The organism is Dyella sp. SG609 (assembly GCF_012275375.1).
GTDB lineage: Bacteria > Pseudomonadota > Gammaproteobacteria > Xanthomonadales > Rhodanobacteraceae > Dyella_D > Dyella_D marensis.
Genome location: NZ_JAAZQJ010000017.1, coordinates 1 through 24,290, shown reverse-complemented (window position 1 = coordinate 24,290; position 24,290 = coordinate 1). Strand labels below are relative to the sequence as shown.

Sequence of the window (24,290 nt, the reverse complement as noted above, 5' to 3'; positions counted from 1 at the left end):
CGCCGCGCAGCGAACTAGAGGAGAACGACATCGAACTGTTCCTGCGAATAATGCTCTTCGGCCTGGAAGCGTATGCTTTTGGAGATGAACTCCTCCAATTCGGCCACGGCCACGGACTCCTCTTCGAGGATGCGGCCGACCACCTTCGGGCTGGCCATCACCAGCAGCTTCTCGGCATTGAACTGGCGCACCGCGCGGGTGATCTCGCGGAAGATCTCGTAGGTCACCGTCTCGGCGGTCTTCACCGTGCCGCGGCCGCCGCAGGCGGGGCACGGCTCGCACAGCTGGCGTTCCAGGCTTTCGGTGGTGCGCTTGCGCGTCATCTCCACCAGGCCCAGCGCGGACATCGGATACACCGTGGTCTTGGCGTGGTCGCGCAGCAGGCCTTTTTCCAGCATGCGCAGCACCTGGCGCTTGTGTTCCTCGTCGGTCATATCGATGAAGTCGATGATGATGATGCCGCCGAGGTTGCGCAGGCGCAGCTGGCGCGCGGCCGCCTGGGCGGCTTCGAGGTTGGTGCGGTAGACCGTTTCCTCCAGGTTGCGCGTGCCCAGGTAGCCGCCGGTGTTGACGTCGATCGTGGTCATCGCCTCGGTCTGGTCGACGATGAGGTAGCCGCCGGATTTCAGCGGCACTTCCTTGCGCAGCGCGCGCTGGATTTCGTCTTCCACGCCGTAGAGGTCGAAGATCGGACGCTCGCCGGAATAATGCTCGACGCGATCGTCCAGGCTCGGCATGAACTTGTGCACGAACTTCACGACCTTCTCGTAGGTCTCGCGCGAATCCACGCGCACCTTCTCGATGTCGTCGTTGAGCATGTCGCGCAGACTGCGCAGCGGCAGCGAGAGTTCCTCGTACACGCGCTCGCCGACCTTGGCCTTGGCGATGTTCTCCTGCACCACGCGCCAGACCTTGCCCAGGTAGGTGACGTCGAAGGCCAGCGACTCGGCGGTCTGCTCCTCGGCGTTGGTGCGCACGATGTAGCCGAGCGGGTTTTCGCCGATCAGCGAGGTCATCACCTCTTTCAGGCGCTGGCGCTCGGCCTCGTCCTCGATGCGCGCGGAAATGCCCAGGGTGCGCGCATGCGGCAGCAGCACCAGGTAGCGCGAGGGAATCGACAGGTGGGTGGACAGCCGGGCGCCCTTGGTGCCGATCGGGTCCTTCACCACCTGCACCACGATTTCCTGCCCTTCGTGCACCAGCTCGCTGATGGACGGGGTATGGCCGTTGCCGGCCGGCACCGCCACCGCCTCGCCCTCGGCGGCCACCGGCAGCGGCGGGCGCACGATGTCGGAGGCATGCAGGAAGGCCGCGCGCTCCAGGCCGATATCCACGAACACCGCCTGCATGCCGGGCATCACGCGCTGCACGCGGCCCTTGTAGACATTGCCCACGTAGCCGCGGCGGGAGGCTCGCTCGACATGCACTTCCTGCAGCATGCCGTTCTCGACCACGCCGACGCGGGTTTCGCGCGGCGTCACATTGATCAGAATCTCTTCACTCACCGAACACTCCCCTCTCGGAGGGTCTTTATAGCGGCTGGGCGGACGGGCGTCGATGCGCCCGTGCGCGGGCCGCGAACCCGTTCGCGCCGTGGCCGGCGCCTCCTGGCTTGAGACAGGCTCGGCGGCTGCGGGTTTCATCAGCCGCGCCCGGTTCGGGGCCTTCGTCAGCCCGGCGCCGGGCCCCGGGCCGGTGCGGCGGGCTCGTCCTCGTGGCCGGCGCGCCAGTCGATCCGGGTCAGCGGCAGGCAGTCCGGGTATTCGCGCCGGATGAAGGCGATCAGGCCCTCGCGGATGCGGCAGCGCAGGTCCCAGCCCTGGCCGGAGTCGGCCGAGCTGACCAGGGCGCGCAGCTGCATGGCGCGCTCGCCGGCCTCCACCACCTGCAGCACGCAGACGCGCCGGTCCCACTCCCGGGTCTCGCGGCACAGCCGTTCCAGCTCGGCGCGCAGCGGGTCGAGCGGCAGGCGGTAATCCACCCACAGGAACACCGTGCCGATCAGCTGGGCGCTGCGCCGGGTCCAGTTCTCGAACGGGTTCTCGATAAACCAGTTCAGCGGCACCACCAGCCGGCGCTCGTCCCAGATGCGCACCACCACGTAGGTGCCGGTGATCTCCTCGATGCGGCCCCATTCGCCCTTCACGATCACCACGTCGTCCAGGCGGATCGGCTGGGCCAGGGCGATCTGCAGGCCGGCGATGAGGTTGCTCAGCACCGGCTTGGCCGCGATGCCCAGCGCCAGCCCCGCCAGGCCGGCCGAGGCCAGCAGGCTGGCGCCGAACTGTCGCACGCCGGGAATCGTCATCAGCACCGCGGCCAGGCCGGCCAGGATGAACAGCACCATGGTCGAGCGGCTCAGCACGCGCACCTGGGTGACCACGCTGCGGGCGCGCAGGTTGTCGGCCAGGTCCACCGGATGCAGGCGGATGACCAGGTCTTCCAGCGCGCCGATGCAGCGCACCACCAGCCAGGTGGTGGTGGCGATCAGCGCCACCAGCAGCAGGTGGCGGACGTCGCCCATGAAGCGCAGCGACTCCACGTCCGGCGTGACGCGCAGCGCCACCGCCACGGTGAGCAGCGGCACCAGCCATTCCATCGGCGCATTGGCGCGGCTGACCATGCCGTAGGCGGCGGGGTGCCGGCGCGACAGCCGCCGCAGCACCGCGCGCGCCACGCGGCGCAGCACGAAGGCGAGCGCCAGCGCGATGGCCACCGTGATGCCGAGGCGGCCGAGCGGATGGTCGTTCCAGAAACTGGCGAGATCGATGGCCATACGTCGCGGGGGAGGCGTAGGGGATACAACGACGCCCTACCGTGCCGCAGGGGATGTCCAGATTCCGTGGTCGATCGATGAACGCGCGGCGCCCCGTTACAGTGCGCGTCATGCCCGCCACTCCCCGCCCGCTCGCCGCCGCGCCGGCGCATATCCTTCCCGACGTGCTGCGCCCTGGCCTGGCCCTGGTGTTCTGCGGCACCGCGGCGGGCAAGCGCTCGGCGGCCGAGCAGGCCTATTACGCGCATCCCGGCAACATGTTCTGGCGCGCATTGCACGCCTGCGGCCTGACGCCGCGCCTGCTGCGGCCGGCCGAGTATCCGCAGCTGCCGGATTACGGCGTGGGCCTGACCGACGTAGCCAAGCTGCACTCAGGCAACGACGACGAACTGCCGCGCGGCGCCTTCGACGCCCCGGCCCTGCACACCAAGATCGAACGCTACGCCCCTGCCCTGCTCGCCTTCACCAGCAAGGCCGCCGCGCGCGCGGCGCTGGGCCGCGCGGCCGATTACGGCCCGCAGCCGGAGCGCATCGGCGCGACGCGTTTGTTCGTGCTGCCCTCGCCATCCGGGCAGGCGCGCGGGCATTGGGACCTGGCGCCATGGCTGGCGCTGGCGGACGTTGTCCGCCGCAGCCGCGGCGCGTAGGGTTGCGCCTCACCCGGCAAGGAGGACTCCCCATGCTCAAAGGCAGCTGCCACTGCGGCGCGATCACCCTGGAAGTCGACCGCGCCGATCCGCCGGAGCAGGCGATGGAATGCAATTGCTCGCACTGCAGCCGCAAGGGCTACCTGCTGTGGTTCGTGCCGCGCGAGCAGGTCCAGGTCCACGGCGGCGAAGACCAGCTCGGCGTGTATCGCTTCAACAAGCACGTGATCGCCCATCACTTCTGCAGGCAGTGCGGTTGCGCGCCGTTTGCGCTGGGGACGATGCCGGATGGGAAGTTGATGACGGCGGTGAATGTGCGGTGCCTGGAGGGTGTCGATCTAGCGGCGATCAAGCGCGTGCCCGTTGACGGCCGCAGCTTCTAAACGCTCGTCATCCCGGCGCAGGCCGGGATCCAGTAGCGATGCGCTACATGGAAAGCGAAAAGGCCGGGAACTTCGGCCTTTCGCGACAAGCGAGCGGTGACGTCACTGGATCCCGGCCTGCGCCGGGATGACGAAGTAGTAGAAGTTGCGGCAGATTGAATAGGCGCAGCTCGCCATCAATCGATCGGCGTATGCCGGTACTTGATCACGTCGCGCTCCTGCACCAGCGGCGCGTCGTTCCCCCACGACTGGCGGATGTAGGTGACCACCGCCGCCACGTCGCTGTCGTTGAGCTGCTGTGCGAACGGCGGCATCGAATACGGGCGCGGGTTGCCCTGCGTCGCCGGCGCGAAGCCGCCGAGCAGCACCACGCGGATCGCATTGATGCCGGTCGGCTCGTTCACCGAGGAATTCCCGCGCAGCGGCGGATACACGCCGGCCACGCCCTCGCCCTGCCTGCCGTGGCAATCGGCGCAGCGTTCGGCATAGACCTTGGCGCCCTGGTCGAGGATCGGCTTGGTATCCAGCGGTGACGGCTGGTACGACACGCGCGGACGCGCCGGCAGCGACTGCAGATACGTGGCGACCGCTTTCAGGTCCGCCTCGTTCATATGCTGGGTGCTGCGCGACACCACTTCGGCCATCGGTCCGAACGCGGTGCCCTTGGCGGACTGGCCGGTCTTCAGCAGGTCGACGATGTCCTGCGCGCTCCAGCCGGCGAGGCCACCGTTGGCCTGCGTGCTGAGATCCGGCGCGTACCAGTTCTGCACCGGGATCTGGCCGCCGGACAGCGACTGGTCGCTGCGCATGCCGCCGAAGGCATCGCGCTCGACGTGGCATTCGTTGCAGTGGCCCAGGCCCTGCACCAGGTAAGCGCCGCGGTTCCACTCCGGCGACTTGGTGTCGTCCGCCACGTATTCGCCTTCGCGGAAATACAGCGCGCGCCAGGCCTTCAGCGTGTTGCGCACGTTGTAGGGAAAACCGAGGCCCGGCTGCTTCGCCGCCTGGTGGACCGGCGCCAGCGATTGCAGATAGGCAAAGATGGCCAGCGCGTCCTCGCGCGACACCTTGGTGTACGAGGTGTACGGGAAGGCCGGATACAGGAACTGCCCGTTGCGGTCGACGCCGTCGTGCAGCGCCTGGCGGAACGCCTCGAAGCTCCACTCGCCCAGGCCCGTCTCGCGGTCCGGCGTGAGGTTGGGCGCGGGGATGTCGCCGAACGGCGTGCCCACCACGCGCCCGCCGGCAAAGCGCGCGCCGCCCTGCCCGGTATGGCAGGAGGCGCAGTCGCCGACCAGGGTGAGGTAGGCGCCCTTGGCGATCAGCGCCGGGTCCTTGAGCGCGGCGGCATCCACCTGGCTGGCCGAGCGCGGCACCGACGGCTGGCCGCCGCGCAGGAACAGCCAGCCGGCCACGCCCAGGCCGGCCAGCACGACGACGGCAAAACCGATGCGGAAGATCTTCATGGCCTGGCCTCCGCGCTCAGCACGCCGCAATGCAGCGGCGGCGTGATCGAACCGGCCGGCTGCGCATGCATGTCCGCCGGCAGCTCGCGGCCGGCCAGCCAGGCCGAGACCGCGCTGATGTCGTCCACGCTCAGGCGGTTGGCGATCTCGGCCATGCAGTCCGGCGCCACGGTAGCGCGTGTCCTGGTGCGCCAGGAACCGAGCTGCGAACTGAGGTAGTCGTAAGGCAGGCCGACCAGGCCGGGCACGTCCGGCTGCACGCCGGTGAGCTGGGTGCCGTGGCAGGCGGCGCAGGGCGGAATCTGGCGCGACGGGTCGCCCTTGGTGGCCAGTTCCTCGCCGCGCTTGAGCGCATCCGCCGCGATGCGCGGCATCGGCGAGCGCGCGTAGGGCACCTCCTGCGCGGCGAAGTATTCGGCGATCTCGCGCATGTAAGCCGGGGTGAGGTAGCGCGTGGTGTATTCCATCGGACCGTACTTGCGCAGGCCGTCCTGGAAGTCCTTGAGCTGGCGCGCCAGATAGCCGGCGGGCTTGCCGGCCAGGCGCGGGAAGAAGCCGCTATCCGGCGTGCCTTCGCCGCGCTCGCCATGGCAGGCGGTGCAGCTGGCGATGCGCTGCTTGAGCGTGTCCGGCACGTGCGGCGGGTCGTTGGCCGCCGCCTGGGCGTGCACGGCGCCGGCCAGGGCGATGGCGGCGATCAGCAGGACGGCGGAGCACACACGCCTGGCCTGGCACAGCTGGGCTCTGTTCATGCGCCGATTATAGGCGCCGCCCTTCCTCGCTCCGTGGTCGAAGCCGCTAAGCTGCCGCTTCGCGACATCATGCCGCGCCCAGGAGACACGCCGTGACTCGTTTGCCGCTTTCGCTCTCGTTTGCCGCGCTGCTGCTTGCCAGTACTGCCCTGCCCGCCCAATCGGCGGATCCCGCCTTGGCCTGGGCTTCGATCAAGGATCTGCACCAGCGCATGGATGCCGGCCAGCTGCGCAGCGAAGCACTGGCGCAGCTGTTCCTCGAACGCATCCAGCGCATCGACCGCGACGGCCCGGCGCTGCGCTCGGTGCTGGAAACCAATCCGGATGCGCTCAAGCTCGCCGCGCGGATCGACAAGCAGAAATCCAAGGGCGCGCTGCGCGGCATCCCGGTGCTGCTGAAGGACAACATCGATACCGGCGACCGCATGCTCACCACCGCCGGCTCGCTCGCCCTGGCCGACGCGCCGCCGGCGCCGCGCGACGCCGGCCTGGTGGCGCGGCTGCGCAAGAGCGGCGCGCTGATCCTGGGCAAGACCAATTTGAGCGAGTGGGCGAACATGCGTTCCAGCCACGCCAGCAGCGGCTGGAGCGCGCGCGGCGGGCAGACGCGCAATCCCTATGTGCTGGATCGCAATCCCTGCGGCTCCAGCGCGGGCTCCGGCGCGGCGGTCGCGGCGGGCCTGGCCACCGCGGCGATCGGTTCGGAAACCGATGGCTCGATCATCTGCCCCGCCGCGGCGAACGGCATCGTCGGCATCAAGCCGACCGTGGGCCTGGTCAGCCGCAGCGGCATCGTCCCGATCAGCCATAACCAGGACACCGCCGGCCCGATGGCGCGCAACGTTGCCGATGCGGCGGCGGTGCTGGGCGCGATCGCCGGCAGCGATCCGCGCGATCCCGCCACGGCGGAGGCGGACAAGCACGCCACCGACTACACGCGCTTTCTCGACCCCAACGGCCTGAAGGGCAAGCGCATCGGCGTGGTGCGCGGGCTGGCCGGCGCGGAGCCGAATGCCGACCGCATCCTGGAACAATCGATCGCCCTGATGAAGGCGCAAGGCGCGGTGATCGTCGATCCGGTGGAACTGCCGCATCTGAAGGAGCTGGGCGATCCGGAACTCACCGTGCTGCTGTACGACCTCAAGCACGATATGCAGGCGTATCTGGCCACGCGCCGCGGCACGCCGATGAAGACGCTGGCCGACCTGATCGCCTTCAATAAGCGCGAAGCCGAACGCGAGATGCCGTGGTTCGGGCAGGAGCTGTTCGAGCAGGCGCAGGCGAAGGGGCCGCTGACCGACAAGGATTACGTGGAAGCGCAGGCCAAGGCGAAGCGTTTCGCGGGACCGGAAGGCATCGACGCCGCCCTGGCCAAGGATCGCCTCGATGCGCTGCTGGCGCCGTCGTGGGGTCCGACCTTCGTGACCGATCCGGTGCTGGGCGATCACGTGGTGAGCGGCGACCCGACCGTGGGCGGCGCCTCGCAGCCGGCGGCGGTGGCGGGTTATCCGTCGATCACGGTGCCGGCGGGCTTTGCGCATGAGCTGCCGGTGGGCATCGTGTTCTTCGGTGCGAAGTGGAGCGAGCCGGCCTTGATCACGATTGCGTACGGCTTCGAGCAGCATGCGCAGGCGTGGCGGGCGCCGAAGTTCCTGGATACCGTGGGTGGGAAGCCGGTGGTGGCCGATACGGCGCCATGAAGCGCGCTATTTCGCTTAGATAAAAAAGGGGCGCTGAAGAGCGCCCCTTTTTATTGCGGCACCGATGGAATCAGACCGTCTTCTGCGACTTCCGCACGATCAGCATCGCCAGCTCCAGCGACTGCTCGTAGTTGAGGCGCGGATCGACCATCGACTTGTAGGCGCGATCCAGATCCGCCTCGCTCAGGTCCCGCGCACCGCCCATGCATTCGGTGACGTCCTCGCCGGTCAGCTCCAGATGCACGCCGCCAAGCCGCGTGCCCGCCGCCGCATGGATATCGAAAGCCTGATCCAGCTCGCCGCGGATATTGTCGAAGCGGCGCGTCTTGTAGCCGTTGGAGGTGCTCTCGGTATTACCGTGCATCGGATCGGCCACCCACAGCACGCGGCGGCCGGCGCGCTTCACCGCGTCGAGCAGCGGGGGCAGCGCCTTGGCGATCTGCGCGTTGCCCATGCGGTGGATGAGGGTGAGGCGGCCGGGTTCGTCGTCGGGGTTGAGCGCGTCGATCAGCGGCAGCAGCTGGTCCGGCGTCACCGATGGCCCGACCTTCACCGCGATCGGATTGCGGATGCCGCGGAAATATTCCACGTGCGCGCCGTCGAGCGCGGCGGTGCGCATGCCGATCCACGGGAAATGCGTGGAGAGATTGAACCAGCCCTGGTGGCGCGGCACCTGGCGCGTCAGCGCTTCTTCGTAGTGCAGCAGCAGCGCTTCGTGCGAGGTGAAGAAGTCGACGCGGGTGAAGCCGGCGATCGGACCGGCCAGGGTTTCCATGAAGCGCAGCGAGTCGCCGATGCCGGCAACCATGCGGCGGTACTCGGCGGCCAGCGGCGAGTGTTCCACCCAGGCCAGGTCCCAGTATTCCGGGTGATGCAGGTCGGCGAAGCCGCCGTCGATCAGCGCGCGCACGAAGTTCATGGTCAGCGCGGAATGCGCGTGCGCCTGGATCAGGCGCTGCGGATCGGCGCGCCGCGCGGCGGGGGTGAATTCGGGGCTGTTGACCAGGTCGCCGCGGAAGCTGGGCAGAGTCACGCCATCGCGCGTTTCCATGTCGGCCGAACGCGGCTTGGCGTACTGGCCGGCGAAGCGGCCCACGCGCAGCACCGGCATGCGCAGGCCGTGAACCAGCACCAGGCTCATCTGCAGCAGCACCTTGAGCCGGTTGGAGATCACCGGGCTGGTGCAGTCGGCGAAGCTCTCCGCGCAATCGCCGCCCTGCAGCAGGAAGCGCTGGCCTTCCTGTGCTTCGGCCAATGCCTGCTTGAGCGCGAGCACCTCCCACGAGGTGACCAGCGGCGGCAGGCTGGCGAGATGCCGCGTGGCCTGGGCCAGCTCGCCGGCGTTCTCGTACAGCGGCTGCTGCAGCGCCGTGCGCTGCTGCCAGGAATCGGGAGCCCACGTGGTCGGCACGGTGGACAGCTGGATATCGGCGTTCATGGACTGCGTTTCCTCTCGAACCTCAGCGTTGGACGCGGCGGGTGGCGGCGATCACCACCAGCGCCAGCAGCGCCACGTACCAGAACAGCGTCCAGGCCGGCATCGGCAGCCCGAGGATGGGTTCGACCTTGGCGCATTCGCCGGAGCCGGTGAACACCATCTTCAGCACCTTGGCCATGGGGAACGCGTCCATCATGTAGCCGAGGTTGGGGCCGCAGGCGGGGATCTGGTCCGCCGGCAGGGTCTGGATCCACAGATGGCGCGCCGCGGTGGCGATGCCCCCGATGGCGCCGAGGATCGCACCCGCCGCATAGACCCAGCGCACGCCCTTGCTGCGGGGGCCGTGGACGGCGCCGATCAGAAAGAATACGCCCATCACCATGAAGGCGATGCGCTGGAAGATGCACAGCGGACAGGGCTCCATGTGCAGCCCGTATTCGGCATACAGCGCGAAGGCGAGCAGGCCGGCGCAGATCAGGAAGCCGACGAGGAAAGAGGTGCGGTACGACCAGCGGAGTGGGTTCATGGCCAGCGGGCTGTTGCGGTGCGGAACGGCGACATTACCCGCTCGCCATGGCGCTGTCAGCACGCTTTCGGCCTATGCGCACGCATAAATTGCGCGGCGTTTTTACGCGGGCACCGGCCAGGGAACCCAAAAGAAAAACCCCGGTCGGATACCGACCGGGGTTTTAGGTCTTGCTCAGCCTGGAGCCGGAATTACTCGGCGTCGACGGCTTCGGTACGCGGACGATCCACCAGCTCGACATAAGCCATCGGGGCGTTGTCGCCCGGACGGAAGCCGCACTTGAGGATGCGCAGGTAGCCGCCCGGACGCTGGCTGTAGCGCGGGCCGATCTGCACGAACAGCTTGCCCACGGCTTCCTTGTCGCGCAGGCGCGAGAAAGCGAGGCGGCGGTTGGCGACGCCGTCGGTCTTGGCGAGCGTGATGAGCGGCTCGGCGACGCGGCGCAGTTCCTTGGCCTTCGGCAGGGTAGTGCGGATCAGCTCGTGCTTGATCAGCGAGGCGGCCATGTTGCGGAACATGGCTTCGCGGTGGCTGCTCGTGCGGTTGAGCTTGCGACCGGATTTCTGGTGGCGCATGACGTTTACTCTCTATGTCTGTTGTTATGAAAAACCGGTCGGAATGACCGGCTTCCCGCGGTTACCCGCTTTTGGAGCCTTGTTGGTTCGGGCTCTTCTTAAGAGACGGGCCAGGACTGGCCGCTTCTGGTGCCCGGCGGATGCGCGTGGCGCTCCGCCGGGGCTTGGGTACTGCAGGCGATCAAAGAGGACCGCCAAACACACTGATCAGATCGGACTGATCAAATCAGGCTGATCAACCCAGCTGCATGCCGTGCGACAGGCCCGGCGGCGGCCAGTTTTCGAGCTTCATGCCCAGGGCCAGGCCACGACCGCCAAGGACGTCCTTGATCTCGGTCAGCGACTTCTTGCCCAGGTTCGGCGTCTTCAGCAGCTCGACCTCGGTCTTCTGCACCAGGTCGCCGATGTAGTAGATGCTCTCGGCCTTCAGGCAGTTCGCCGAACGCACGGTGAGCTCCAGATCGTCGATCGGACGCAGCAGCAGCGGGTCGAAACCGCCCTTCTCGGCCTTGTCGGTGGCGCTCTCGCGACGCGAGAAGTCACCGAACACGGACAGCTGGTCGTTGAGGATCTCGGCGGCCTTGCGGACCGCGTCTTCCGCACCGATGGTGCCGTTGGTCTCGATGTCCAGCACGAGCTTGTCGAGGTTGGTGCGCTGCTCGACACGAGCGGCGTCCACTTCGTAAGCCACGCGCAGCACCGGCGCGAACGAGGCATCCAGCTGCAGGCGGCCGATCGGACGAGCTTCCTCGTCCGGATGCTGGCGCGAGCTGGCCGGCTGGTAGCCGACGCCGCGACGCACCTTCAGGCGCATGTTGAGCGAGATGTCCTTGGTCAGGTGGCAGATCACGTGCTCGGGATTCACGATTTCGACCGTGTGGTCGACCGTGATGTCGCCGGCGGTGACCACGCCCTTGCCCTTCTTGGCCAGGGTCAGCGTGACCTCGTCGCCGGTGTGCTGGCGAATGGCCACTTCCTTGAGGTTGAGCAGGACTTCGATCACGTCCTCCTGCAGACCCTCGAGGGTGGTGTACTCATGAAGCACGCCGTCGATCTCGACCTCGACGATGGCGCTGCCGGGGATCGAGGAGAGCAACACGCGGCGCAGCGCGTTGCCCAGGGTGTGGCCGAAACCACGCTCGAGCGGCTCGACCACGACCTTGGCGCGGTTCGGGGCGAGCTGCTCGACGCTGAGGCCGCGAGGCCGCAGCACGCTAGTTGACGAAACTGCCATGCAGGGCTCCGGTAATTACTTCGAGTAAAGCTCGACGATCAGGCTTTCATTGATGTCGGACGGCAGATCACCACGATCCGGCACAGCCTTGAAGGTGCCTTCGAACTTCTTGGCGTCCACTTCGACCCACTGCGGACGCAGGTCCATGGTGTCGAACACGGTCGCCGCTTCCTGCACGCGCAGCTGGGTGCGCGCACGCTCGGTCAGCGCGACCTGGTCGCCCGGACGGACCTGGTAGGACGGAATGTTGACCTTCTTGCCGTTGACCAGCACAGCCTTGTGGCTGACCAGCTGGCGGGCCTGGGCGCGGGTGACCGCGAAACCCATGCGGTAAACGACGTTGTCCAGACGGCTTTCCAGCAGGCGCAGCAGGTTCTCGCCGGTGTTGCCCTTGAGGGTCGACGCCTTGCTGTAGTAGTTGCTGAACTGACGCTCGAGCACACCATAGATGCGCTTGACCTTCTGCTTCTCACGCAGCTGCAGGGCGTAGTCCGACATGCGCATGCGCTTGTTGGCGCCATGCTGGCCGGGCTTGTTCTCCAGCTTGCACTTGGAGTCGATCGCGCGCGCCGGGGACTTCAGGCTCAGGTCCGAACCCTCACGACGCGCGAGTTTGCAGGTAGCTCCACGATAACGTGCCATGGTCTATAGCTCCTTAGACGCGACGCTTCTTGGGGGGACGGCAGCCGTTATGCGGAATCGGCGTGACGTCGATGATGTTCAGGACCTTGTAGCCCAGCGCGTTCAGCGAACGCACGGCCGACTCGCGGCCCGGGCCGGGGCCCTTGATACGCACTTCCACCGTCTTCACGCCGTAGTCGCCAGCAGCGCGGCCGGCCTTCTCGGCGGCCACCTGGGCAGCGAACGGGGTGGACTTGCGGGAGCCGCGGAAACCCGCGCCGCCGGCAGTCGCCCACGACAGGGCGTTGCCCTGGCGATCGGTGATGGTGACGATGGTGTTGTTGAAGGAGGCCTGCACGTGGGCCACGGCATCCGTGACAACGCGCTTGATCTTCTTCTTGGTCTTGACGGGCTTAGCCATGATAGGAATCCGTTACTTCTTGATCGCGCGGCGCGGACCCTTGCGGGTACGGGCGTTGGTACGCGTGCGCTGGCCGCGCACCGGCAAGCCACGGCGATGACGCAGGCCGCGGTAGCAACCCAGGTCCATCAAGCGCTTGATGGCGATACCGACTTCACGGCGCAGGTCGCCTTCGACGACGTACTTGCCGATTTCCTGGCGGAGCTTCTCCACCTCGCCCTCGCTGAGGGACTTGATCGGCGTGGTGGGAACCACGCCAGCGTCCGCGCAGACCTTCTTGGCCCGGCTGCGGCCGATGCCGTAAATGCTCTGCAGGCCAACCCACACATGCTTGTGGACCGGCAAATTGACACCCGCGATGCGCGCCATGATGTACTTTCTCCGATGCGTTTCGTGCGCGGTAAACGCGCAATTCTAACCTGAATTATCCCGACAGGAAAGCCCTGCGGCCCCTAGGTGCCGCCGCTCTCCGATTTAGGCCCCTACTCCGTCGCCCCAGCAGCCTCAGTTGCGGCGGAGATTGGCCTTCTTGAGCAGACTTTCATATTGGTGACTGACCAGATGCGCCTGCACCTGAGCAGTGAAGTCCATCACCACGACCACGACGATCAGCAGAGAGGTGCCGCCGAAGTAGAACGGAACGTGCCAAGCCTTTTGCATGAACGACGGCACCAGACAGACCAGCACCAGGTACAACGCGCCGACGCCGGTGAGGCGGGTCATCACGTTGTCGATGTAGTCGGCCGTCGAACGACCCGGACGGATGCCTGGAATGAGCGCACCCGACCGCTTGAGGTTGTCGGCGGTTTCCTGGGAATTGAACACGATCGCCGTATAGAAGAAGGCGAAGGTGATGACCAGGACCGCAAACACGATGTCATACAGCGGCTCGCCCGGCGTCAGCGCCTGGGTGAGCTCCTGCAGCCAGCGCGACTGGTTGCCGGCGGTGAACCAGGTGGCAGCCGTGGCCGGGAACATCAGCAGGCTGGAGGCGAAGATCGGGGGGATCACGCCAGCCATGTTGATCTTCAGCGGCAGGTGCGAGGTCTGGTTCATGTAGGCCCGCTGCCCACCGGAACGCCTTGCGTAGTTCACGGTGATCTGCCGTTGGGCACGCTCCATGAACACCACGAAGGCCGTCACGGCCAGGATCAGGCCCACCACCATGATCATGCGGATCACGCTGAGCTCGCCGTTGCTGGCCATGCCCAGGGTGTGCGCCACCGCACCGGGCAGGCCCGCCACGATGCCGGCGAAGATCAGCAGCGAAATGCCGTTGCCGATGCCGCGCTCGGTGATCTGCTCGCCCAGCCACATCAGGAACATGGTGCCGGCCGTGAGACCGACCACCGAAGCCATGATGAAGCCCATGCCCGGCGTATAGACCACCGGCGCGCCGCCGTTGGCGACCTGCTTCTGCAGGGCCACCGCGATGCCGAAGGCCTGGAAGGCCGCGAGGCCGACCGTGCCGAAGCGGGTGTACGTGGTCATCTTGCGACGACCCGACTCGCCTTCCTTGCGCAGCGCCTGCAGGCTCGGAATGACCGCGCCCATCATCTGCACCACGATGGATGCCGAGATGTACGGCACCACGCCGAGCGCGAACACCGAGAAGCGGGCCAGCGAGCCGCCCGAGAACATGTTGAACATGTTCATCAGGCCGCCGCCCGATTCAATCAGGCTGGTCATCGCTTCCGGGTTGACGCCCGGAACGGGAATGAACGAACCGAGGCGAAAAACGATCAGCGCACCAATCACGAAGAAGATGCGCTGACGCAGTTCGGTCAGCTTGCCGAGCGATCCGAGCGAAGGGCCCTTGGCTGCCGCCACGTGATTACTCCACGCTGCCGCCGGCAGCCTCGATGGCTGCCTTGGCGCCGGCCGTGGCGAGCACGCCCGACAGCTTGACCGCGCGGCCGATCTCGCCCTTGGCGACGACCTTGACCTTCTTGGCGTTGCTGTCGATCAGGCCGGCCTGGTGCAGGACGACCACGTCGATCACGTCAGCCTTGAGGTTGGCCAGCTGATACAGGAACACTTCCTGGCTCTCGGCCTTCTTCTTCGAACGGAAGCCGACCTTCGGCAGGCGACGCTGCAGCGGCATCTGGCCGCCCTCGAAGCCGTACTTGTGGGTGCCGCCAGCGCGGGCGTGCTGACCCTTGTGGCCGCGGCCGGCGGTCTTGCCCAGGCCCGAACCGATGCCTCGACCCACGCGAAGGCGGGTCTTGCGGGCGCCAGCGGCCGGCTTGATGTCATTCAGACGCATGATGCTTACTCCTCGACCCGGACCAGGTAGTAGACCGTGTTGATCAGACCACGCACCTGCGGGCTGTCCTTCAGTTCACGGACGTCGTTGAGCTTGTTCAGGCCGAGCGCCTTGACGCTCAGGCGATGACGGCTCTGCACGCCGCGCAGGCCCTTGACTAGGCGGACGCGGACGGTCTTTTCGTTGTTAGCCATTGCCCAGCACCTCTTCAACGGTCTTGCCGCGCTTGGCAGCGATCTGCTTCGGCGAGGCGACGGCCTGCAGGCCCTTGATGGTGGCGCGCACCAGGTTGATCGGATTGCGCGAGCCGACGGCCTTGGCCAGCACGTTCTTTACGCCGACCACTTCCAGCACGGCGCGCATGGCGCCGCCGGCGATCACGCCGGTACCTTCGGAAGCCGGCTGCATGAACACGCGGGCCGCACCGTGGTTGGCCTTCACGGCGTACCACAGCGTGCCGTTGTTGAGGTCAACGGCGACCATGTTGCGGCGGGCGCGTTCCATGGCCTTGGAGATGGCGACCGGCACTTCGCGCGCCTTGCCATAGCCGAAGCCGACGCGGCCTTCGCCGTCGCCCACCACGGTCAGCGCGGTGAAGCTCATCTGGCGGCCACCCTTCACGGTCTTGGCCACGCGGTTGACGGCGATCAGCTTCTCGAGCAGGCCGTCTGAATTTTCGCGATCGGTAGAAGACATATTCTTTTCCGTCATGCCCGGAAGATCCGGGACTTTTGCTTGCGGCTGGGCCGCTTGGAGTTGTAGGTACAGCTGATGGGGCAGGCGCTACGCAGAGCCCTGCCCCTTGGTGCTTAGAACTTCAGGCCGGCTTCGCGCGCCGCATCGGCCAGAGCCTTGATGCGACCGTGATAGCGGAAACCCGAACGGTCGAACGCCACGGCTTCGATACCGGCGGCCTTGGCGCGCTCGGCGATCGCCTTGCCTACGGCAGTGGCGGCTTCGATGTTCTTGGTGCCCTTCAGGCCTTCGGCGATCGACTTCTGCACCGTCGAGGCAGCGGCAACCACGTTCTTGCCCGAGGCGTCGAACACCTGGGCATAGAGGTGCTGGCCGGTGCGATGCACGGACAGGCGGGCCACGCCCAGCTTGCGGATGTGCGAGCGGGTGGACTTGGCGCGACGCAGGCGGGATTCGTTCTTGTTCATCGTGTTCTCTCCAGGAAGCGGATAGGCACGCGCTTTTCAGCGCCTTAGGCCTTCTTGGCTTCCTTCAGGGTGATCTTCTCGCCGGCATAGCGCACGCCCTTGCCCTTGTACGGCTCCGGCGGACGATAGCCACGGATCTTGGCGGCCACTTCGCCCACGAGCTGCTTGTCCGAACCCTTGATCAGGATTTCGGTCTGCGTCGGGGTCTCCAGCGTGATGCCTTCCGGAGCGTTGAACACGACCGGATGGGAGAAGCCCAGGCTCAGGTTCAGCGCCTTGCCCTGCATGGCGGCACGGTAACCGACGCCGACCAGCTCGAGCTTGCGCTCGTAGCCGTCCGACACGCCCTTGACCATGTTGGCCAGCAGCGCACGCGCGGTGCCGCCGAACTTGTGGTCCGCGCCCTCGGCCAGCACGATGCTCACGTTGCCGTTATCGACGGCCACGGACACGCCCGGCAGGTTGTGCGTGGACAGGGTGCCCTTCGGGCCCTTGACGGAGATGCCTTCAGCGCCAGCCTTCAGCTCGACGCCCTTGGGCAGATTGATGATCTTCTTGGCTACACGGGACATCGTCGGCTCCTTAGGCGACCTGGCCGATGACTTCACCGCCGAGGCCCTTGGCGCGAGCCTGGGCATCGGTCAGCAGACCGGCGGACGTCGAGATGATCGAGATACCCAGGCCACCCAGGACCTTCGGCAGCTGGTCCTTGCCGCGGTACACGCGGAGGCCCGAGCGGCTGACGCGGGAAATGCTCTCGATGGCCGGGCGGCCCTCGAAATACTTGAGCTTGATCTCGAGCACCGGCTTGCCTTCCTGCGAGGAAGTCTTGGCGTCGAGGATGTAGCCCTCGTTCTTGAGAAGGTTGGCGATGGCCACCTTCAGCTTCGACGACGGCACGCTGACAGCCTGCTTGCCCGTAGCCTGGGCATTGCGGATGCGCGTAAACAGATCGGCGATGGGATCAGTCATGCTCATGAAAAACATCCTTCAGAGTGCACCGATATCCGATAAAACCGGAAATCAATATTGAGTTGTAAGCCGGCATAGGCGCCGGTCTGCTTTGCGCAGACTGTCGACTATATCAGCTCTTTTCCGGTTTTGCGAATAACGGCACGCGTTTCGCATCGGCGGCGGCACTGGAACAGCCCGCCCCCGGACGTATGAACCCGCCCGGGCCAGGCCCGGGCGGGTCGTTTAACAGGTCTTGCTTACCAGCTGGACTTGCGCAGGCCGGGCACATCGCCACGCATGGTGGCTTCGCGCAGCTTGTTGCGGCCCAGGCCGAACTTCTGGTACACGGCGCGCGGACGGCCGGTCAGGGCGCAACGGGTGCGCTGACGGGTCGGGCTGGCGTCGCGCGGCAGCTTCTGCAGCTTGGTCTGGGCTTCCATCTTCTCGTCGTACGAGGCGGTGGGGCTCAGCACGATCGCCTTCAGTTCCGCACGCTTGGCGGCGTACTTCTTGGCGAGCTTGGTCCGCTTGAGATCGCGGTTGATCATCGAGGTCTTAGCCATAAATCTCTCGCGCTCTCTTAGTTGCGGAACGGGAAGCTGAAGGCTTCCAGCAAGGCCTTGGCCTCTTCGTCCGACTTGGCGGTGGTGGTGATGGAGATATCCATGCCACGCATCGCGTCGACGGCGTCGAAGTCGATTTCCGGGAAGATGATCTGTTCCTTGATGCCGAAGTTGTAGTTGCCACGGCCATCGAAGGCGCGGCCCGACACGCCGCGGAAGTCGCGGGTACGGGGCAGCGAGATGTTGATCAGGCGATCGAAGAATTCCCACATCTGGGCACGGCGCAGGGTGACCTTGCAGCCGATCGGCCAGCCGTCGCGGATCTTGAACGAGGCGACGGAAACGCGCGCCTTGGTCTGGATCGGCTTCTGGCCGGAGATCTTGGCCATGTCGGCCACGGCGTTCTCAAGAACCTTCTTGTTCGCCGCCGCTTCGCCCACGCCCATGTTCAGCGTGATCTTGGTGATGCGGGGAACCTGCATCACGTTCTCGTAGCCAAAGCGCTCGGTGAGCTTCTTGACTACTTCGTCTTTATAAAACTTTTCAAGGCGCGTCATGACTTGTGTTCCTTACGCGTCCACGACCTCGCCAGAACTGAACACGCGGACCTTGCGCCCATCTTCGAGCGTCTTGAAGCCCACGCGTTCACCCTTGTTCTGAGCGGGGTTGAACAGCTGCACATTGGAGATATGGATCGAAGCCTCACGCTCGACGATGCCGCCGGCCTGGTTGGCCTGAGGATTCGGCTTGGTGTGACGCTTGACCACGTTGACGTTGGAGACGAACACGCGATCGCCATCCACGCGCAGCACGTCGCCGCGCTGGCCCTTGTTTTTGCCGGTGATCACGATGACCTGATCACCCTTGCGGATACGGTTCATGTCTAGCCTCCGCTCAGAGCACTTCGGGTGCGAGCGAGACGATCTTCATGAAGCGCTCGCTGCGCAGCTCGCGAGTGACCGGCCCGAAGATACGGGTGCCGATCGGCTCGAGCTTGTTGTTGAGAAGGACCGCCGCGTTGCCGTCGAAACGGATCAGCGAGCCGTCCGGACGACGCACACCCTTGGCGGTACGGACCACCACGGCGTTGTACACCTCGCCCTTCTTCACCTTGCCACGCGGAATGGCATCCTTCACGGTGACCTTGATCACGTCACCGATCGCGGCGTAACGGCGCTTGGAGCCGCCGAGCACCTTGATGCACATCAGTTCCTTCGCGCCGCTGTTGTCCGCCGCGGAAAGCGTGCTTTGCATCTGGATCATGTCTGCACCCTCCCCTTAGCCGACCGCGCGAGTGACGATTTCGACCACGCGGTGATGCTTGGTCTTGGACAGCGGGCGGCATTCCGCGATGCGCACCAGGTCGCCCTCGTTTGCACCGAGGTCGTCCTGCGCATGCAGCTTGGTCGACCGGCGGATGATCTTGCCCAGCAGGCCGTGCTGCACCTGGCGCTCGATCAGGACGGTCACCGTCTTGTCCATCTTGTTGCTGATGACGCGGCCCTCGAGGGTGCGCGCCTGCTTCTGGTTATCGCTCATATCCGCCGTCCTTACTTCTTGCCGCCGAGCGCGAACTTCGCGCGGGCGATGTCGCGCCGAACGCGGCGCAGCTGGTGCGGCTGGTTGAGCTGGCCGGTGCCCTTCTGCATGCGCAGGTTGAACTGCTCCTTGCGCAGGTCCAGCAGATGCTGCTTCAGCTCGTCGGCCGTTTTGTTGATCAGATCGTTCATGGCCATCACATCACCGCTCGGGATACGAACTGGGTCTGCACCGACAGCTTGGCGGCGGCGAGGCGGAACGCCTCACGGGCCGTGGCTTCGTCGACGCCCTCGATTTCATAGAGCATGCGGCCGGGCTGGATCGGAGCGACCCAGTACTCGACGCCACCCTTACCCGCGCCCATTCGGACTTCGATCGGCTTCTTGGTGATCGGCTTGTCCGGGAACACGCGGATCCACAGCTTGCCGCCACGCTTCACGAAGCGGGTGATGCAACGGCGGGCCGCCTCGATCTGGCGCGCGGTCAGCGCGCCATGAGTGGTGGCCTTGAGGCCGTATTCGCCGAAGCTCACGAGGTTCGAGCTGAACGCCAGACCGTCGTTGCGGCCCTTGAACTGCTTGCGGAATTTGGTTCGCTTAGGTTGCAACATGGCAACTCTCCTTACTTCGCCGTCCGCTCGCGACGGCCTTCACCGCCCTCGCGACGCGATTCACGACGACCCTCGCCACCTTCGCGGCGCGGCTGCGACGGCTCTTCCTTCGCTTCCTGGCCAACCTGCGCCAGGTCGAAGATTTCGCCCTTGTAGATCCACACCTTGATGCCGATGACACCGTAGGTGGTGTGCGCTTCGGCGAAGCCGTAGTCGATGTCCGCACGCAGGGTGTGCAGCGGCACGCGGCCTTCGCGGGCCCACTCGGAGCGGGCGATCTCGGCGCCGTTCAGACGACCGGACACGTTGATCTTGATGCCCAGGGCGCCGAGGCGCATCGCGTTGCCGACCGAGCGCTTCATGGCGCGGCGGAACATGATGCGGCGCTCGAGCTGCTGCGCGATCGACTCGGCCACCAGCTGCGCGTCGAGCTCGGGCTTGCGCACCTCGCTGACGTTGATGTGCGCCGGGACGCCCATCAGCTGGCTGACTTCCTTGCGCAGCTTCTCGATGTCCTCGCCCTTCTTGCCGATCACCACGCCCGGACGGGCGGTGTGGATCGTCACGCGCGCGGTCTTGGCCGGGCGCTCGATCTGGATCTTCGAGATGCCGGCCTGGGCCAGCTTCTTGCGCAGCATCTCGCGGACCTTCAGGTCGGCAGCGAGGTACTGGGCGTATTCGCCCTTATTGGCGTACCACTTCGAGTTCCAGTCCTTGGCAATGCCGAGGCGGATACCGGTGGGATGAACTTTATGACCCATCGTCTATATCCCCAGTCAGTTGCCAACGACCACAGTGATGTGGCTCGTGCGCTTCAGGATGCGAGAACCGCGGCCTTTGGCGCGCGCGTACATGCGCTTCATCGCCGGACCTTCGTCGACGAAGATGCGAGCGATCTTCAGCTCGTCGACGTCGGCGCCGAGGTTGTTCTCGGCGTTGGCGACGGCCGACAGCAGCACCTTACGAACGATGTGCGCGGCCTTCTTGTTGGTGAACTGGAGCACGTCGCTGGCACGGCCCACGGGCATGCCGCGGACCAGGTCAGCCACCAGGCGCACCTTCTGCGCCGAAATGCGGGCGCTGCGCAGGATTGCTTTGGCTTCGGTGCTCATCACTTGCCCTTCTTATCGCCGCCATGGCCCTTGAAGGTGCGGGTCACCGCGAACTCGCCGAGCTTGTGCCCGACCATGTTCTCGTTGACGAGCACCGGCACGTGCTGGCGACCGTTGTGGATGGCGATGGTCAATCCCACCATTTCCGGCAGGATCATCGAGCGGCGCGACCAGGTCTTGATCGGACGCTTGTTGTTGGTGGAAACCGCAGCTTCCACCTTCTTCACGAGGTGAAGGTCGACGAAAGGACCTTTCTTCAATGAACGCGGCATGACGGTTTCCTGTTACTTGCGGCGACGCACGATGAACTGCTGCGTGCGCTTGTTGTTACGGGTCTTGTAGCCCTTGGCCGGCGTGCCCCACGGGCTGACCGGATGACGGCCGCCGGAGGTCTTGCCTTCACCACCGCCATGCGGATGGTCGACCGGGTTCATGGCGACGCCGCGGACGGTCGGGCGGATGCCCTTCCAACGCTTGGCGCCGGCCTTGCCGAGCTTCTTCAGGCTGTGCTCGCCGTTGCCGACTTCACCGATGGTGGCGCGGCAGTCGACCGGCACGCGGCGCATTTCGCCGGAGCGCAGGCGCAGCGTGGCGTAGCCGGACTCGCGGGCCACCAGCTGGACGGAAGCGCCGGCGCTGCGGGCGATCTGCGCGCCCTTGCCGGGCTTCATCTCGATGCAGTGCACGGTCGAACCGACCGGGATGTTGCGCAGCGGCAGGCTGTTGCCGGCCTTGATCGGCGCATCGTGGCCCGACACCAGGCGGTCGCCCGCCTGCACGCCCTTCGGGGCGATGATGTAGCGGCGCTCGCCGTCGGCGTAGCACAGCAGCGCGATGTGCGCGGTGCGGTTCGGATCGTATTCGATGCGCTCGACCTGGGCGACGATGCCTTCCTTGTCGCGCTTGAAGTCGATGATGCGGTAACGCTGCTTATGACCGCCGCCCTGGTGACGAACGGTGATGCGACCGTAATGGTTGCGACCGCCGGTCTTGGACTGGGCTTCGGTCAACGGCGCGTACGGCGCGCCCTTGTGCAGGCCCGGGGTACGCACGCTGACTGCGTCGCGGCGTCCGGCCGAGGTCGGCTTGTGAGTGATCAGTGCCATCTCAATTCAACTCCTGGCTCAGGCCTTGGCCGCCACGTCGATGGTCTGCCCATCGGCCAGGCGCACGTAGGCCTTGCGCTTGCCCTGGCGGTTGCCAGCGCGGAAACGGAAGGACTTGACCTTGCCCTTGGCGTTGACGAGGTTCACCTGCTCGACCTTGACGTCGAACATCTGCTCCACCGCCGCGCGGACATCGGCCTTGGTCGCGTCGGGCGCGACCACGAAAACGTACTGGTTGCCCTCGGCAAGACGGGCCGCCTTCTCGGAGATGTGCGGCGCGCGCAGCGTGTTGAGAATGCGTTCGTTGCTCATGCCAGCCACTCCTCGATCTTCTTCACCGCATCGACGGTCATGACGATGTGATCCGAACCGACCAGGCTCACCGGGTTCAGCGCCAGCACGTCCACCACGTGGATGTACGGGATGTTGCGGGCAGCCAGGAAGGTGGCTTCGTTGGCATCTTCCGACACCAGCAGCACACGACCGGAAACCTGCAGCTCGGCCAGCTTGGCAACCATCGCCTTGGTCTTCGGGGTGTCGATGCCGAAGCTCTCGACCACCTTCAGGCGACCCTGGCGATTGAGCTCCGCGAGAATGGAGCGCAGCGCCACGCGATAGGCCTTGCGGTTGACTTTCTGTTCGAAGTTGCGGGGCTTCGCCGCGAAGGTGACACCGCCGCCGACAAAGATCGGGGCGCGGTAGTCGCCGTGACGGGCGCCGCCGCCCTTCTGCTTCTTGAACTTCTTGGTGGTACCCGACAGCTCACCACGCGACAGCTGCGCCTTGGTACCGGCGCGACCGCCGGCCTGGTAGGCAACGACCACCTGGTGGATCAGGGCCTGCTTGAACTCACCGCCGAACACTTCGTCCGACACGTTGAGCGGCTTGGCGCCAATGACATTCAGTTCCATGGCGTCTCTCCTCAACCCTTGGTGGTCGGACGGATCACGACGTCGCCACCGGTAGCACCGGGGACTGCGCCCTTGATCGCGATCAGATGACGCTCGGCGTCGACCTTGACCACTTCCAGACCCTGCTGCGTGCGGTTCACCGCACCCATGTGGCCGGACATCTTCTTGCCGGGGAACACGCGACCCGGGGTCTGGCGCTGGCCGATAGAACCCGGCGAGCGGTGCGACAGCGAGTTACCGTGGGTGGCATCACCCATGGTGAAGTTGTGGCGCTTGATGGTGCCCTGGAAGCCCTTGCCCTTCGACACGCCGGCGACGTCAACGATCTGACCCACCTGGAACACGTCATCGGCCTTGATCTCGGTGCCCACGCTGTACTTGCCGAGCTCGTCGGCAGTCACGCGGAACTCCCACAGACCACGACCCGGCTCGACCTTCGCCTTGGCGTAGTGACCCTTCAGCGGCTGGGTCAGCAGGCTGGCGCGCTTGACGCCCGCCGCGACCTGCACAGCGCTGTAACCATCGTTATCTTCCGTCTTCAGCTGGGTGACGCGATTCGGGGTGGCTTCAATCAGCGTCACCGGAATCGAGCGTCCATCTTCAGTGAAGAGTCGGCTCATGCCGCACTTGCGGCCAACCAGTCCGATACTCATCTTCGTATCCTGTCTATCGCTCAGCCGAGCTTGATCTGAACATCGACGCCAGCGGCGAGATCAAGCTTCATGAGCGCGTCCACGGTCTTGTCGTTGGGGTCAACGATATCGAGCACGCGCTTGTGGGTACGGGTTTCGTACTGGTCGCGGGCATCTTTGTCGACGTGCGGCGACACCAGAATGGTGTAACGCTCGATCTTGGTCGGCAGCGGGATCGGGCCGAGGACCGTGGCGCCGGTGCGCTTGGCCGTCTCGACGATTTCGCTGGCCGAACGGTCGATCAGACGATGATCGAACGCCTTGAGCCGGATGCGAATCTTTTGGTTCGCCATAAACCGTGTCCTGTTATCTAAAGAACGATTCTGTGATTCGGAATGGCTTCTCACCATTCCGCACAACCCTTGGTACTACCTGGTGCAGCAAAGGGGTCGACGGCTGCCGGGAAATCCCGGCGATTCGACCCCTAAAAGACCGGGCAGACCGACGGTATCGGTCTGCCCAGACGAAAAAGTATAGAACGCGAAAACGCAAATGGCAACAGAGCGGTCACTCTGCCGTCATGCGACCCCGCAACGTCCTTGTATGCGAACTCGAAGCGCGTCCTGCACCTCATTTCGCTGTGTGCCTCGAGCGATCAGGCCCGAATGCAAAGGGATAACTTATCAAGCATATAGGAACATCAGCTCGATGGGAAGCCCTTTGCGCAAAAAACAGGCAAAAAAAGAGCAGGGCTTGCGCCCCGCTCTTTCAGACCCGGTGTTCGCTCGCCCGAAGGCGGGCTACTTACTTGGTGATCTTGGCGACGACGCCGGCGCCGACGGTGCGGCCACCTTCGCGGATCGCGAAGCGCAGGCCGTCCGTCATCGCGATCGGC

Annotated in this window: 36 protein-coding genes and 1 pseudogene; 3 read left to right on the top strand and 34 right to left on the bottom strand. The window is 65.7% G+C overall.

Annotated elements, in window-relative coordinates; genetic code table 11:
• Window positions 1–14: 14 nt before the first annotated feature.
• Window positions 15–1,505 (bottom strand): ribonuclease G, encoded by a 1,491-nt coding sequence (gene rng, locus FHW85_RS21295; RefSeq protein WP_167257888.1) that lies wholly within the window; start codon window positions 1,503–1,505, stop codon window positions 15–17.
• A gap of 164 nt (window positions 1,506–1,669) precedes the next feature.
• The gene (locus tag FHW85_RS21290) at window positions 1,670–2,776 is read right to left on the bottom strand and encodes a mechanosensitive ion channel domain-containing protein (protein WP_168649573.1); all 1,107 of its coding nucleotides are present in this window, start codon (window positions 2,774–2,776) and stop codon (window positions 1,670–1,672) included.
• Window positions 2,777–2,886: 110 nt separating this feature from the next.
• On the opposite strand from FHW85_RS21290, the gene FHW85_RS21285 reads away from it, so the two are divergent.
• Window positions 2,887–3,423 (top strand): mismatch-specific DNA-glycosylase, encoded by a 537-nt coding sequence (locus FHW85_RS21285; RefSeq protein ID WP_168649572.1) that lies wholly within the window; start codon window positions 2,887–2,889, stop codon window positions 3,421–3,423.
• Between the two features lie 32 nt (window positions 3,424–3,455).
• Window positions 3,456–3,806, top strand: coding sequence for a GFA family protein (locus FHW85_RS21280; RefSeq protein ID WP_168649571.1), 351 nt, complete (start codon window positions 3,456–3,458; stop codon window positions 3,804–3,806).
• 176 nt (window positions 3,807–3,982) lie between these two features.
• Here the strand turns inward: FHW85_RS21280 and FHW85_RS21275 are convergent, their stop codons facing one another.
• Window positions 3,983–5,272: a c-type cytochrome gene (locus tag FHW85_RS21275; protein WP_167257896.1), complete on the bottom strand. Its 1,290-nt coding sequence runs from the start codon at window positions 5,270–5,272 to the stop codon at window positions 3,983–3,985.
• Entirely contained in the window at window positions 5,269–6,024 is a 756-nt protein-coding gene (locus FHW85_RS21270) for a c-type cytochrome (RefSeq protein WP_168649570.1), read from the bottom strand. The genes FHW85_RS21275 and FHW85_RS21270 overlap by 4 nt, the downstream gene beginning before the upstream one ends.
• Window positions 6,025–6,125: 101 nt before the next feature.
• Here FHW85_RS21270 and FHW85_RS21265 point away from each other — a divergent pair, with 101 nt between their 5' ends.
• Complete coding sequence (locus FHW85_RS21265; RefSeq protein ID WP_210427880.1) at window positions 6,126–7,724, top strand: amidase; 1,599 nt, start codon at window positions 6,126–6,128, stop codon at window positions 7,722–7,724.
• A gap of 70 nt (window positions 7,725–7,794) precedes the next feature.
• On the opposite strand, the gene FHW85_RS21260 is transcribed toward FHW85_RS21265, so the two are convergent.
• The 30 genes and pseudogenes from FHW85_RS21260 to FHW85_RS21115 form a co-directional block, all read right to left on the bottom strand.
• Window positions 7,795–9,162: a 3-deoxy-7-phosphoheptulonate synthase class II gene (locus FHW85_RS21260; protein ID WP_168649568.1), complete on the bottom strand. Its 1,368-nt coding sequence runs from the start codon at window positions 9,160–9,162 to the stop codon at window positions 7,795–7,797.
• Window positions 9,163–9,184: 22 nt separating this feature from the next.
• Entirely contained in the window at window positions 9,185–9,688 is a 504-nt protein-coding gene (locus FHW85_RS21255; RefSeq protein WP_167257905.1) for a disulfide bond formation protein B, read from the bottom strand.
• A 191-nt stretch (window positions 9,689–9,879) separates the two neighbouring features.
• Complete coding sequence (gene rplQ, locus FHW85_RS21250) at window positions 9,880–10,263, bottom strand: 50S ribosomal protein L17 (protein WP_167257907.1); 384 nt, start codon at window positions 10,261–10,263, stop codon at window positions 9,880–9,882.
• Between the two features lie 235 nt (window positions 10,264–10,498).
• Window positions 10,499–11,497 (bottom strand): DNA-directed RNA polymerase subunit alpha, encoded by a 999-nt coding sequence (gene rpoA, locus FHW85_RS21245; protein ID WP_167257909.1) that lies wholly within the window; start codon window positions 11,495–11,497, stop codon window positions 10,499–10,501.
• Between the two features lie 15 nt (window positions 11,498–11,512).
• Window positions 11,513–12,139: a 30S ribosomal protein S4 gene (rpsD, locus tag FHW85_RS21240; RefSeq protein WP_026635853.1), complete on the bottom strand. Its 627-nt coding sequence runs from the start codon at window positions 12,137–12,139 to the stop codon at window positions 11,513–11,515.
• Between the two features lie 13 nt (window positions 12,140–12,152).
• Complete coding sequence (gene rpsK, locus FHW85_RS21235) at window positions 12,153–12,539, bottom strand: 30S ribosomal protein S11 (protein ID WP_007513384.1); 387 nt, start codon at window positions 12,537–12,539, stop codon at window positions 12,153–12,155.
• Between the two features lie 12 nt (window positions 12,540–12,551).
• A complete protein-coding gene (gene rpsM / locus FHW85_RS21230) occupies window positions 12,552–12,908 on the bottom strand; it encodes a 30S ribosomal protein S13 (protein WP_167257911.1) in 357 nt (118 codons plus the stop codon).
• A 135-nt stretch (window positions 12,909–13,043) separates the two neighbouring features.
• Entirely contained in the window at window positions 13,044–14,369 is a 1,326-nt protein-coding gene (secY, locus tag FHW85_RS21225; protein WP_167257913.1) for a preprotein translocase subunit SecY, read from the bottom strand.
• A gap of 4 nt (window positions 14,370–14,373) precedes the next feature.
• Window positions 14,374–14,805, bottom strand: coding sequence for a 50S ribosomal protein L15 (rplO, locus tag FHW85_RS21220; RefSeq protein ID WP_167257915.1), 432 nt, complete (start codon window positions 14,803–14,805; stop codon window positions 14,374–14,376).
• Between the two features lie 5 nt (window positions 14,806–14,810).
• The gene (rpmD, locus tag FHW85_RS21215) at window positions 14,811–14,999 is read right to left on the bottom strand and encodes a 50S ribosomal protein L30 (RefSeq protein WP_026635849.1); all 189 of its coding nucleotides are present in this window, start codon (window positions 14,997–14,999) and stop codon (window positions 14,811–14,813) included.
• The gene (rpsE, locus tag FHW85_RS21210; RefSeq protein ID WP_167257917.1) at window positions 14,992–15,501 is read right to left on the bottom strand and encodes a 30S ribosomal protein S5; all 510 of its coding nucleotides are present in this window, start codon (window positions 15,499–15,501) and stop codon (window positions 14,992–14,994) included. The genes rpmD and rpsE overlap by 8 nt, the downstream gene beginning before the upstream one ends.
• A 113-nt stretch (window positions 15,502–15,614) precedes the next feature.
• The gene (rplR, locus tag FHW85_RS21205; RefSeq protein WP_026635847.1) at window positions 15,615–15,968 is read right to left on the bottom strand and encodes a 50S ribosomal protein L18; all 354 of its coding nucleotides are present in this window, start codon (window positions 15,966–15,968) and stop codon (window positions 15,615–15,617) included.
• Between the two features lie 44 nt (window positions 15,969–16,012).
• A complete protein-coding gene (rplF, locus tag FHW85_RS21200; protein ID WP_167257919.1) occupies window positions 16,013–16,540 on the bottom strand; it encodes a 50S ribosomal protein L6 in 528 nt (175 codons plus the stop codon).
• 10 nt (window positions 16,541–16,550) lie between these two features.
• Window positions 16,551–16,946 carry a 30S ribosomal protein S8 gene (gene rpsH, locus FHW85_RS21195; protein ID WP_167257921.1) on the bottom strand — a complete coding sequence of 132 codons (396 nt, stop codon included), beginning with the start codon at window positions 16,944–16,946 and terminating at the stop codon, window positions 16,551–16,553.
• A 233-nt stretch (window positions 16,947–17,179) separates the two neighbouring features.
• Complete coding sequence (rpsN, locus tag FHW85_RS21190; protein ID WP_167257923.1) at window positions 17,180–17,485, bottom strand: 30S ribosomal protein S14; 306 nt, start codon at window positions 17,483–17,485, stop codon at window positions 17,180–17,182.
• A gap of 17 nt (window positions 17,486–17,502) precedes the next feature.
• The gene (gene rplE / locus FHW85_RS21185; RefSeq protein ID WP_167257925.1) at window positions 17,503–18,042 is read right to left on the bottom strand and encodes a 50S ribosomal protein L5; all 540 of its coding nucleotides are present in this window, start codon (window positions 18,040–18,042) and stop codon (window positions 17,503–17,505) included.
• 12 nt (window positions 18,043–18,054) lie between these two features.
• Window positions 18,055–18,366 (bottom strand): 50S ribosomal protein L24, encoded by a 312-nt coding sequence (gene rplX / locus FHW85_RS21180; protein ID WP_167257927.1) that lies wholly within the window; start codon window positions 18,364–18,366, stop codon window positions 18,055–18,057.
• Window positions 18,367–18,379: 13 nt separating this feature from the next.
• Window positions 18,380–18,748 (bottom strand): 50S ribosomal protein L14, encoded by a 369-nt coding sequence (gene rplN, locus FHW85_RS21175; RefSeq protein WP_026635841.1) that lies wholly within the window; start codon window positions 18,746–18,748, stop codon window positions 18,380–18,382.
• Window positions 18,749–18,763: 15 nt separating this feature from the next.
• Complete coding sequence (rpsQ, locus tag FHW85_RS21170) at window positions 18,764–19,024, bottom strand: 30S ribosomal protein S17 (RefSeq protein WP_167257929.1); 261 nt, start codon at window positions 19,022–19,024, stop codon at window positions 18,764–18,766.
• 11 nt (window positions 19,025–19,035) lie between these two features.
• Window positions 19,036–19,221, bottom strand: coding sequence for a 50S ribosomal protein L29 (gene rpmC / locus FHW85_RS21165; protein WP_167257931.1), 186 nt, complete (start codon window positions 19,219–19,221; stop codon window positions 19,036–19,038).
• Window positions 19,221–19,634: a 50S ribosomal protein L16 gene (gene rplP / locus FHW85_RS21160; RefSeq protein WP_026635838.1), complete on the bottom strand. Its 414-nt coding sequence runs from the start codon at window positions 19,632–19,634 to the stop codon at window positions 19,221–19,223. Before rplP ends, rpmC begins: the two co-directional genes overlap by 1 nt.
• Window positions 19,635–19,645: 11 nt before the next feature.
• The gene (gene rpsC, locus FHW85_RS21155; protein ID WP_167257933.1) at window positions 19,646–20,395 is read right to left on the bottom strand and encodes a 30S ribosomal protein S3; all 750 of its coding nucleotides are present in this window, start codon (window positions 20,393–20,395) and stop codon (window positions 19,646–19,648) included.
• Between the two features lie 15 nt (window positions 20,396–20,410).
• A complete protein-coding gene (rplV, locus tag FHW85_RS21150; protein WP_026635836.1) occupies window positions 20,411–20,746 on the bottom strand; it encodes a 50S ribosomal protein L22 in 336 nt (111 codons plus the stop codon).
• Window positions 20,746–21,018 carry a 30S ribosomal protein S19 gene (gene rpsS, locus FHW85_RS21145; RefSeq protein WP_026635835.1) on the bottom strand — a complete coding sequence of 91 codons (273 nt, stop codon included), beginning with the start codon at window positions 21,016–21,018 and terminating at the stop codon, window positions 20,746–20,748. Before rpsS ends, rplV begins: the two co-directional genes overlap by 1 nt.
• A 12-nt stretch (window positions 21,019–21,030) precedes the next feature.
• The gene (rplB, locus tag FHW85_RS21140; protein ID WP_167257935.1) at window positions 21,031–21,852 is read right to left on the bottom strand and encodes a 50S ribosomal protein L2; all 822 of its coding nucleotides are present in this window, start codon (window positions 21,850–21,852) and stop codon (window positions 21,031–21,033) included.
• A gap of 18 nt (window positions 21,853–21,870) precedes the next feature.
• On the bottom strand, window positions 21,871–22,164 hold the full coding sequence (rplW, locus tag FHW85_RS21135) for a 50S ribosomal protein L23 (protein WP_026635833.1): 294 nt from the start codon (window positions 22,162–22,164) through the stop codon (window positions 21,871–21,873).
• Window positions 22,161–22,763 (bottom strand): 50S ribosomal protein L4, encoded by a 603-nt coding sequence (gene rplD, locus FHW85_RS21130; protein ID WP_167257937.1) that lies wholly within the window; start codon window positions 22,761–22,763, stop codon window positions 22,161–22,163. Before rplD ends, rplW begins: the two co-directional genes overlap by 4 nt.
• Window positions 22,764–22,774: 11 nt before the next feature.
• Complete coding sequence (gene rplC / locus FHW85_RS21125) at window positions 22,775–23,416, bottom strand: 50S ribosomal protein L3 (protein ID WP_167257939.1); 642 nt, start codon at window positions 23,414–23,416, stop codon at window positions 22,775–22,777.
• 20 nt (window positions 23,417–23,436) lie between these two features.
• Entirely contained in the window at window positions 23,437–23,748 is a 312-nt protein-coding gene (rpsJ, locus tag FHW85_RS21120) for a 30S ribosomal protein S10 (protein WP_014402136.1), read from the bottom strand.
• Between the two features lie 451 nt (window positions 23,749–24,199).
• A pseudogene (locus FHW85_RS21115) lies at window positions 24,200–24,290 on the bottom strand (elongation factor Tu); the annotation flags it as partial.